Source organism: Microvirga sp. BSC39 (assembly GCF_000739015.1).
GTDB lineage: Bacteria > Pseudomonadota > Alphaproteobacteria > Rhizobiales > Beijerinckiaceae > Microvirga.
Window position 1 is genome coordinate 1 of record NZ_JPUG01000039.1, and the last position, 9738, is coordinate 9738.

The 9738-nt window shown below is 66.9% G+C and carries 10 protein-coding genes; 1 reads left to right on the forward strand and 9 read right to left on the reverse strand.

The features are described 5' to 3' along the window. Positions 1–879, forward strand: an 879-nt coding sequence (locus tag MA07_RS04790) for a methyl-accepting chemotaxis protein (protein ID WP_244445146.1), incomplete at its 5' end; no start/stop codon positions are given. 126 nt (positions 880–1005) lie between these two features. Here MA07_RS04790 and MA07_RS04795 read toward each other — a convergent pair. The 9 genes from MA07_RS04795 to MA07_RS04835 all read right to left on the reverse strand — a co-directional run. Next, positions 1006–2034, reverse strand: coding sequence for a peptidoglycan -binding protein (locus MA07_RS04795; RefSeq protein ID WP_036347659.1), 1029 nt, complete (start codon positions 2032–2034; stop codon positions 1006–1008). Then, positions 2034–2996, reverse strand: a complete 963-nt coding sequence (locus tag MA07_RS04800) for a flagellar motor protein MotA (protein WP_081928778.1) — start codon at positions 2994–2996, stop codon at positions 2034–2036. Before MA07_RS04800 ends, MA07_RS04795 begins: the two co-directional genes overlap by 1 nt. A 114-nt stretch (positions 2997–3110) precedes the next feature. Continuing rightward, a complete protein-coding gene (locus MA07_RS04805) occupies positions 3111–3905 on the reverse strand; it encodes an inositol monophosphatase family protein (RefSeq protein WP_036347663.1) in 795 nt (264 codons plus the stop codon). 129 nt (positions 3906–4034) lie between these two features. Continuing rightward, complete coding sequence (locus tag MA07_RS04810) at positions 4035–4934, reverse strand: tetratricopeptide repeat protein (protein WP_036347665.1); 900 nt, start codon at positions 4932–4934, stop codon at positions 4035–4037. Then, a complete protein-coding gene (locus tag MA07_RS04815; RefSeq protein WP_036347667.1) occupies positions 4934–5584 on the reverse strand; it encodes a thiamine phosphate synthase in 651 nt (216 codons plus the stop codon). The genes MA07_RS04810 and MA07_RS04815 overlap by 1 nt, the downstream gene beginning before the upstream one ends. 268 nt (positions 5585–5852) lie before the next feature. Further along, a complete protein-coding gene (fba, locus tag MA07_RS04820) occupies positions 5853–6941 on the reverse strand; it encodes a class II fructose-bisphosphate aldolase (protein ID WP_036347669.1) in 1089 nt (362 codons plus the stop codon). A 127-nt stretch (positions 6942–7068) separates the two neighbouring features. Then, entirely contained in the window at positions 7069–8259 is a 1191-nt protein-coding gene (locus MA07_RS04825; protein WP_036347671.1) for a phosphoglycerate kinase, read from the reverse strand. 12 nt (positions 8260–8271) lie between these two features. Next, positions 8272–9279, reverse strand: coding sequence for a type I glyceraldehyde-3-phosphate dehydrogenase (gene gap / locus MA07_RS04830; protein WP_036347673.1), 1008 nt, complete (start codon positions 9277–9279; stop codon positions 8272–8274). 45 nt (positions 9280–9324) lie between these two features. Further along, positions 9325–9738: transketolase C-terminal domain-containing protein (locus MA07_RS04835; protein ID WP_036347675.1), on the reverse strand; the 414-nt coding region annotated here is incomplete at its 5' end.

A 9738-nucleotide genomic window follows, 5' to 3' on the forward strand; every position in this document is an offset into this window, starting at 1 on the left:
CAGGACGCCGAGAACCAGGCCAAGATGCGCCGCGCCGAGATGCTCGACCAGATCACCAAGCGCTTCGAGAGCAACGTGTCGGCCCTCACCCAGGGCCTGTCCTCCGCCGCCACCGAGATGGAGGCCACGGCCCAGACCATGACGGCAGTGGCCAGCCAGACCACCCAGCAGTCCGTCACCGTCTCGTCGGCCGCCCAGCAGACCTCGGCCAACGTGCAGACCGTGGCGGCCGCAACAGAAGAGCTGTCCATCTCCATCCGGGAGATCGCCTCCCAGGTGGCGCAGTCGTCGCAGATCGCCGACCGGGCCGTGCAGGGGGCGCGCCGCACGGATGCGGCCGTGCAGGACCTGGCCTCCACGGCCAGCCGCATCGGCGACGTGGTGCAGCTGATCAACACCATCGCGGGCCAGACCAACCTGCTGGCGCTGAACGCCACCATCGAGGCGGCCCGCGCCGGCGAGGCTGGGAAAGGCTTTGCCGTGGTGGCCACCGAAGTGAAGGAGCTGGCGTCGCAGACGGCCAAGGCCACGGAGGAGATCTCGGCCCAGATCGGCTCGGTGCAGCAGGCGACGCAGCAGACGGTGTCGGCCATTCAGGAGATCGCCCGCACGATCACCGAGATGAGCCAGATCTCCACCTCGATTGCCGCCGCCATGGAGGAGCAGGGGGCGGCCACGGCCGAGATCGCCCGCAACGTGCAGGAGGCGGCGCGCGGCACGGAAGCCGTGACCGGCAGCATCAACGACGTGCAGCAGGGGGCCGGCGAGACCACCTCGGCGGCCAGCCAGGTGCTGGGCGCCGCCCAGGAGCTGTCGCGCCACTCCAACGACCTCTCCCGAGAAGTCCAGGACTTCCTCCAAGGCGTCAAAGCCGCTTAAAGGATTGGGAGCTTTCCGAGCCGGATCCGGGCCAGCCCCACGCAGCTCGCATCCTCATGGGGAAACCTTCTCAAGCAGGAGCCGCTCTCACCAGCGGCTCCTTTGCTTTTGGCGTTCCAGTCCGGACTATCGCTCCGTCAGTTTCAGCTCGATGCGCCGGTTGCGGGCATAGGCCTCTTCGGTGGTCCCATTGTCCAGCGGCTGGAACTCGCCGAAACCCGTAGCGGCGAGGTGCTTGGGCTGAACGCCTCGGGCGACGAGGGCCTGCACCATCGCGATTGCGCGGGAGGACGACAGGGCCCAGTTCGATGGAAATTGCGGGGTGTTGATGGGCCGCTGGTCAGTATGGCCATCGACCCGGATCACCCAGGGGATGTCGGGCGGGACCTGCTTCTCGAGCTCCATCAGGGCGCTGGCGATGCGGTCGATCTCGCCGGAGGCTTCCGGACGAAGGAACGCTTGGCCGGCCGGGAAGAGCACCTCCGACTGGAACACGAAGCGGTCGCCGACGATGCGCACGTCCGGGCGGTTGCCGAGGATCTGGCGCAGGCGGCCGAAGAAGTCGGAGCGGTAGCGGGCGAGTTCCTGCACCCGTTGGGCCAGCGCCACATTGAGGCGGCTGCCGAGGTCGGCGATGCGGGCTTGGCTCTCCTTGTCCCGGTTCTCGGAGGCCGCAAGTGCTTCTTCCAGGGCTGCGAGCTGGCGGCGCATGGCGGCGATCTGCTGGTTGAGGATCTCGACCTGGCTCAGGGCCCGACCCGTGGCCTGGCGCTCGGTCTCGAGCTGCGTGTTCAGCTGGTCGGCCTGGGCTTGAGCCGCGCCGCCGCTGTCGAGGAGGCTCTGCAGGCGCGCCCGCTCGGCCTCGTTGGCCCGCAGGGTCGTCTGAAGCGAGGTGACCGTCTCCTCGATGGTGCGCCGGCTCGAACGTTCGAGGGAGAGGAGGTCTGTCAGCTCGGCGATCTGGCGGTTCAGCCGGTCCAGCACCGTGTCGCGGCCCGACAGCTCGCGGGACAGGAAGAACTGGCCCACGGTGAAGACGGAGATCAGGAAGATGATGGCGAGCAGGAGCGTGGACAGGGCGTCGACGAAGCCCGGCCAGTAGTTGAGCTGGCCACCGCGCCCGCGTCGCCGTCCGCCTGCGCTCGAGACCGGCATCAGGGCAGCCTTTCACGGGAGAGGCGGTCGAGCACCTGCTTCAGTTCCTTCTCTCGGGCGGCCTGCGCTTCCACCCAGTCGCGGATCATCTGCTGCTCGGCCCGCATGTGCTGCACGAGGCCCTGGACGCCCTCGGCGAGGTTCGCCATGGCCTGCGTGGCCGCCCGTCCGCCACCGCCGTCGTTGACGGCGGCGGTGAGCCGGTTGAGGGCGAGCGCCAGATCCGGCGTGGTGCCGGTGCGCAGGGTGGGTTCGGCCGGCGTATCCATGGTGGAGGTGGCAAGCCAATCCTCCAACTCCGTGTAGAAGCGGTTCTGCGCCTGACCGGCCTGGAGGTCGAGGAAGCCGAGGACGAGGGAGCCGGCGAGGCCGAACAGGGAGGCCGAGAAGGACAGGCCCATGCCCTGGAGCGGTCCGGCGAGCGAGTTCTTCAGCTCGTCGAAGAGAACCGCCGAATCCTGTCCCGTCCGCAGCGACGAGATGATGCGGCCGACCGACCCCACCGTATCGATAAGGCCCCAGAAGGTGCCGAGCAGGCCGAGGAAGACCAGGAGGCCGGCAAGATAGCGAACGATCTCGCGGCTTTCATCCAGGCGGGCCCCGATGGAATCGAGGACCGAGCGGGTTGCCGCGACCGAAAAGCCGGATTGGCCCGATCGGCTGCCGAGAAGAGCCGCCAGGGGAGCGAGAAGCACCGGCTGCTCGGGAGCGACCAGCCCTTCCTCGGTTCGCTGCAGCGTGTTGACCCAGCGCACCTCGGGCCGCAGGCGCCAGACCTGCCGGATCGCCAACGCGATGCCGATGAACATGACACCCAGAATCAGCGCGTTAAGCCCAGGATTGGCCTGGAAGGCCTCCCAGATCTGCCGATAGAGGATGAAGGCGACAAACCCTGCCAGGATAAGGAAGACCGCCATGCGGATCAGGTAAATCCGCGGTGGGGTAAGGGGTTGGTCCGCCATCGTTATCCTGTGCATTCGTGCTTCGGGACGGCTCCAATGTGACCGCGCCGGTCCGAAGGATCAAGCGCGACCGTCACCTCGCAGCCTTGCACGAACAGAAATATCAGCCGTGGACTAGCCCTTAGCCTTCTTCAGGAGCTTGAGGAGTTCCCGCTGCATGGTCTCGTTACCGCAGGCGATGGAGCCCTTGGCCATCGGATCGCTGCCGCCGTCGGCGTCGGACACGAAGCCGCCCGCCTCGCGGACCATGAGGATGCCGGCGGCCATGTCCCAGGTGTTCAGGCCCCGTTCCCAATAGGCGTCGAAGCGCCCGCAGGCCACGTAGGCGAGGTCGAGGGAAGCGGCGCCCCACCGGCGCATGCCGCCCACATAGCCCATGACGGTCGCGGTCTCGCGCAGGAAGAGGCCGTGGTCGCCGCGGCCGATATGGGGCAGGCCGCAGGCCACCACCGCATCGGCGAGGTCGCCGCGGGCCGCCACGCGGATGCGGCGGTTGTTGAGGTAGGCGCCCTTGCCGCGCTCGGCGATGAAGAGCTCGTCCTTGGCCGGATCGTAGATCACGCCGGCGACGATCTGGCCGTCGCGCTCAAGGCCGACCGAGATGGCGAACTGGGGCAGGCCGTGCAGGAAGTTCGTGGTGCCGTCGAGCGGGTCGATATGCCAGCGGTGGCTGGTGTCGGTCCCCTGGATGACGCCTTCCTCCTCCATGACGAAGCCGTAGCCGGGGCGGGATTTTTCCAGGGACTCGCGCAGGATCTTTTCGGCCTTGCGGTCGGCGGCCGACACGAAGTCGCCCGGGCCCTTGCGCGAGACCTGCAGGTTCTCGACCTCGCCGAAATCGCGCTTGAGCGAGCGTGACGCCTTCATCACGGCATCGGTCATAACGGTCATGAGGGGCGAGCGGATCATCGTGCAGGTCCTGACAAAGAGCGGTTTTCAAAGAGAAGGTAGTCGATGGACCACCCGGGGAGCGGCGTCAAGCGGTGGATAACCGGACCGGCGGCCCAATTGATCCACCGAGGCGGCGAATTGATGCGCTCAGCGCATGCCGAGGCGCTCGGCCGCCAGCTTCTCGGACCGGGTGCGCTCGTCGGCGGTGAGATCCTTGAGCGCGTTGTCGAGCCAGGGATCCGCCAGCCCCTGGGCGGCCGCCAGGATATGCCAGGCTGCCGCGTCGATCTTGTTGGCCGGCACGCCCCGGCCGGCCACGAGCAGGCGGGCGAGGCGGTTCTGGGCGATGGCGTTGCCCTTGGCAGCCGCACGGCGGAAGTAGCGGGCGGCCTGGGACTCGCTGGCCGGGACTCCGTCACCGTTGAAGAGCAGGATCGCATATTCCACCTCGCCGACGGAGCTGCCGTTGCGGGCGGCACGCTCGAACAGGCGCGCGGCCTCCGTGGCATTGCGCTCGACGCCCCGGCCCTTGAGGTAGAGCACCCCCAGCGCATGCTGCGCGTCCGGGATCTCCGCCTCGGAGGCTCTTTTCAGGAGCCCGACCGCCTTCTGCAGGTCGGCATTGACCTCGCTCGTGAGCAGGAGCAGGGCGAGGTTGTGGCTGGCGAGCGCGTTGCCCTTGGCGGCCGCTTCTTCCAGCCAGGCCCGGCCCTGCGCCTGGTTCTTCGGCATGCCGCGCCCGTCGAGGGCCATGAGGCCGAGGGCCGCCAGCGCATGGGGATCGCCCCGCTGCGCCGCGAGCCGGTACCATTCGGACGCCTTCTTGGGATCCACCGTGATGCCGAGACCCTGGTTGTAGAGCTCGCCCAGCAGGGTCATGGCGGCGGCGTCGTTGTTGTTCTTCTGCAGCCGCAGGGTCGCCTCGCGGAAGGCCGTCTGGTACAGGCCGCGCTGATAGGCGCCATAGGCGAGATCGGGCTGGGCCGCGGCTCCCGCCGTAGCGGATGCCAGCAGAAGCGAGGCGCCGATGAACCAGGAGAGACGCATCAGCGCGATGCCTCCTGGCGATCAAGGATCGCGGCTGCCGCCTTCACGGCAGCGGCGGGCCCATCCGAATGGGACCAGACCGCATCGCCCAAGGCGACGAACTCGGCGTTCGTGGCGGCGAGCGTCTCGACCGCATCCAGGCTCGGGGCATAGGCCGCACAGGGAGTCTCGAAGATCTCGGCCCACCAGGCGGCGCGCTCCACCACGCTCTCCAGGGAGGGGAGGGAGCCGTCCGGGCGAGGCTCGCCGAAGAGCAGGTAATCGACGCCGGCTTCCCCGAAGGTCATGGCGTCGTCCTTGGTGCGGATCGCCCCGACCCCGAGAGCGCGCTCGGACTTCAACCGGTCGCGCAGCTCGCGCACAAGGGCCGGATCGCCCGTAACGTGAACCCCGTCGGCCCCGCCGCGCGCCGCCACGGTGGCGAGATCGGTCTTGGCTTCGCTGGCGATGATGACGGCTGCGCCATGCTCCTGCGCGACAGGAGCGAGAGCCTTCACCTGGTTGGTGAGGGTGCGCTCGTCGGCAGGCGCCAGCCGCAGCAGCACGGCGGCCACCGCACCGGTCGCGCAGGCCTCGGCCAGACGGGGCGCAAAGGAGGCGTCATCGAGAACGGGGGTGATGAGGTAGAGGCGGGCGGCGGTATCGGCCATGGGTCCAAGTCACGAGAAGGGGAAGACACCGTTCCCATAACGAAAACGGGGCCATCTTGCGAGGCCCCGCTTGTCGATCATGATTACGGCGAAAGACGGATCGTTGAAGTTCCGGGTTAAACCTCTCCGTGATGGCTGTCCCCGGACTTGATCCGGGGATCAGTCCCGACCATCCCGACGCGATGAAGCGCAGCGCCTCTCGAAAACGAGATCACCGGCACGAGGCCGGTGATGACGTCGAGGGTTTGTTGAGGTTTGACGGACCTCTTTACTCCGCCGCCTGACGGGTGGCGCCGAAGGTCGGGTCGAGCTCGCCCGAGGCATAGCGCTTGGCCATCTCGGCAAGCGTATAGACCCGCTTGATCTTCGAGGCCTGGCCGGCGGTGTTGAACTCCTGCAGGCGCTGCTTGCAGAGCTTCGTCATCGCCTCCATGGCGGGCTTGAGATACTTGCGCGGGTCGAACTCGCCCGGGTTCTCGGTGAGAACCTTGCGGATCTGGCCGGTCATGGCCATGCGGTTGTCGGTGTCGATGTTGATCTTGCGCACGCCGTGCTTGATGCCGCGCTGAATCTCCTCCACCGGTACGCCCCAGGTCGGCTTCATCTGGCCGCCGTACTGGTTGATGATGTCCTGCAGGTCCTGCGGCACCGAGGAGGAGCCGTGCATGACGAGGTGCATGTTCGGGAGCTTCTTGTGAATCTCCTCGATGATGTGCATCGCCAGGATCGCGCCATCGGGCTTGCGGGTGAACTTGTAGGCGCCGTGCGAGGTGCCCATGGCGATGGCGAGCGCGTCGACCTTGGTCTCGGCCACGAACTTCACGGCCTCGTCGGGGTTCGTCAGCAGCTGGTCGTGGGAGAGCTTGCCCTCGGCGCCGTGACCGTCCTCGGCCTCGCCTTCACCGGTCTCCAGGGAGCCGAGCACGCCGAGCTCGCCTTCCACCGAGATGCCGCCGAGATGGGCCATCTCGACCACCTTCCGGGTGACGGCCACATTGTAGTCCCAGTCGCCCGGGGTCTTGCCGTCGGCCTTGAGAGAGCCGTCCATCATCACCGAGGTGAAGCCGGCCTGGATGGCCGTCATGCAGGTGGCGGGCTCGTTGCCGTGGTCGAGATGCACGCAAACCGGGATGTGCGGGTAGATTTCGGTCACCGCATCCATCATGTGCTTGAGCATGACGTCGTTGGCGTAGGAGCGAGCGCCGCGGGACGCCTGGATGATTACCGGGGCATCGACCTCGCCGGCCGCTGACATGATCGCCAGCGCCTGCTCCATGTTGTTGATGTTGAAGGCAGGCACGCCGTAGCCGTGCTCGGCTGCGTGATCCAGAAGCTGCCTCATCGTGATGCGGGCCATTTGGTCCTCCGTATTGGTTTTGCTTTTAAACAGCGCAGAAGCTGAACCTCAGCTTAAGCATCTCGCTAAGCCATCTAGGCCACATTTTGCCCTGGCAAAGTGGGTTAACCACTTTGCCTGCATGGACTTAAGCCCGCAGGGCTTCCACGCCGGGGAGGGACTTGCCCTCGAGCCATTCGAGGAAGGCGCCGCCGGCCGTCGACACATAGGTGAAGCTGTCGGCGACGCCGGCATGGTTGAGGGCCGCCACCGTGTCGCCGCCGCCGGCGACCGACACGAGCTTGCCGTCCTTGGTGCGCTGGGCGGCATGGCGGGCCGCCGCCACCGTGCCCTGGTCGAACGGGGCGATCTCAAAGGCGCCGAGCGGGCCGTTCCACACCACCGTGGCGGCATCGTTGATGGCCGCCTGGATGCGCTCGATGGACTGCGAGCCCACGTCGAGGATCATCTGATCCTCGGGGATCGCGTCGATGCCGTAGGTGTGGTTCTGGGCTCCCGCCTTGAACTCGTACGCGCAGACACCGTCCACCGGCAGGATGATGGCGCAGTTGGCGTCGCGCGCCTTCTCGATGATGCGCATGGCGGTGGCCGCCAGATCCTTCTCGGCCAGCGACTTGCCGATGCCGAGACCCGTCGCATGCACGAAGGTGTTGGCCATCCCGCCGCCGATCACGAGCGCATCGACCTTGGTGACGAGGTTTTCGAGCAGGTCGATCTTGGTGGACACCTTGGCGCCGCCCACGATGGCGACGACCGGGCGCTTGGGGGCCTCCAGGCCCTTGGTCAGGGCGTCGAGCTCCGCCTGCATGGTGCGGCCGGCATAGCCGGGCAGCACGCGGGCCAGGCCCTCTGTCGAGGCGTGGGCCCGGTGGGCCGCCGAGAAGGCGTCGTTGACATAGAGGTCGCCGAGCTTCGCCAGCTCCTGGACGAAGGCCGGATCGTTCTTCTCCTCGCCCGCATGGAAGCGGGTGTTTTCGAGGAGAAGCACGTCGCCGTCCTTCAGGGCGTTCACGGCGGTGCTGGCGGCTTCGCCGATGCAGTCATCGGCGAAGGCCACGGGTTTTCCGAGGTGCTGCGAGACCGCCTCCGCAACCGGCTTCAGGGACTCCTTGGGGTCACGTCCCTTCGGGCGTCCGAAATGGGCGAGGAGGATCACCCTCCCGCCCTTGTCGGCGATTTCCCGGATGGTGGGCAGGACGCGCTCGATGCGCGTCGCGTCCGTGATCCGGCCGTTCTCCATGGGGACGTTGAGGTCCACCCGGACGAGAACGCGTTTTCCCTTGACGTCGGCTTGGTCGAGCGTGCGGAAGGCGGTCATTGGCAGCCTCCCTTAGATGAGCTTCGCCATGGCGATGGCGGTGTCCGCCATGCGGTTCGAGAAGCCCCACTCGTTGTCGTACCAGGACAGCACGCGCACGAAGTTGCCCTCCATGACCTTGGTCTGGTCCATGTGGAACACGGATGAATGCGGATCGTGGTTGAAGTCCGACGAGACGTTCGGGGCGTTCGTGTAGCCGAGGATGCCCTTGAGCGGGCCGTCGGCCGCCGCCTTGATCGCCTGGTTGATCTCTTCCTTCGTGGTGTTCTTCCTGGCCACGAACTTGAAGTCGACCACGGAGACGTTCGGGGTCGGCACGCGGATCGACGAGCCGTCGAGCTTGCCGTTGAGGTCGGGCAGCACGAGGCCCACGGCCTTGGCGGCGCCGGTGGAGGTCGGGATCATGTTCAGGGCCGCCGCGCGGGCGCGGTAGAGGTCCTTGTGCATCTGGTCGAGGGTGGGCTGGTCGTTGGTGTACGAGTGGATCGTGGTCATGAAGCCCTTCTCGATGCCGACCGCATCGTGAAGCACCTTCGCCACCGGGGCGAGGCAGTTCGTGGTGCAGGAAGCGTTCGAGATGACCACGTGCTCCTTGGTCAGCTTGTCGTGGTTGACGCCGTAGACGACCGTGAGGTCCGCGCCGTCGGCGGGAGCCGACACGATGACGCGCTTGGCGCCGGCAGTCAGATGCGCCGAGGCCTTGTCCTTCGAGGTGAAGATGCCGGTGCATTCCATGGCGATGTCGACGCCGAGCTCCCGGTGCGGCAGGGTTGCCGGATCCTTGATCGCCGTGACGCGGATCTTCTGGCCGTTGATGACGAGGAACTCGCCGTCGACCTGCACGTCCGCCGGGAAGCGGCCATGGACGGAGTCGAAGCGGAGAAGGTGAGCGTTCGTCTCGACCGGGCCGAGATCGTTGATGGCAACCACCTCGATGTCCTTGCGGCCGCTCTCCACGATGCCACGGAGGATGTTGCGTCCGATGCGACCGAATCCGTTGATCGCGACCTTCACCGTCATAGCTTTAGCTCCCTTGCGTAACGAGGCCTCGGTTCTCTTCGAGCCTCAGAGATTGTGTGTCCGGAGAACCTTCTCCGCGATGGCCTCGGCGGTGATGCCGAAGTGCTTGTACAGGTCCTTGTAGGGCGCGCTGGCGCCAAACCCATGCATGCCGACGAAAATTCCATCCGGGCCGATGACCGAATCCCAGCCGAAGCGCACCGCCGCCTCCACCGCGACCTTGATCGGCGCATCGCCGATGATCTGGGCGCGGACTTTTTCGGGCTGGGCGAGGAACAGGTCGAGCGAGGGCACCGATACAACGCGTACGGCGAAGCTTTGTTCATCCAGAAGCTTCTGGGCCGCCAGGGCGATCTCCACCTCGGACCCCGAGGCGAAGAGGGTGGCGCGGGCCTTTCCGTTGGCCGGCGACAGCTCATAGGCGCCGGTGGCCGAGAGGTTCTCAGCCCCGCCTACTTT

Coding starts and splice junctions, on each gene's coding strand:
- MA07_RS04795 (WP_036347659.1), bottom strand. CDS start 2,034: ATGCCGGTCTCGAGCGCAGGCGGACGGCGACGCGGGCGCGGTGGCCAG.
- MA07_RS04800 (WP_081928778.1), bottom strand. CDS start 2,996: ATGGCGGACCAACCCCTTACCCCACCGCGGATTTACCTGATCCGCATG.
- MA07_RS04805 (WP_036347663.1), bottom strand. CDS start 3,905: ATGATCCGCTCGCCCCTCATGACCGTTATGACCGATGCCGTGATGAAG.
- MA07_RS04810 (WP_036347665.1), bottom strand. CDS start 4,934: ATGCGTCTCTCCTGGTTCATCGGCGCCTCGCTTCTGCTGGCATCCGCT.
- MA07_RS04815 (WP_036347667.1), bottom strand. CDS start 5,584: ATGGCCGATACCGCCGCCCGCCTCTACCTCATCACCCCCGTTCTCGAT.
- fba (WP_036347669.1), bottom strand. CDS start 6,941: ATGGCCCGCATCACGATGAGGCAGCTTCTGGATCACGCAGCCGAGCAC.
- MA07_RS04825 (WP_036347671.1), bottom strand. CDS start 8,259: ATGACCGCCTTCCGCACGCTCGACCAAGCCGACGTCAAGGGAAAACGC.
- gap (WP_036347673.1), bottom strand. CDS start 9,279: ATGACGGTGAAGGTCGCGATCAACGGATTCGGTCGCATCGGACGCAAC.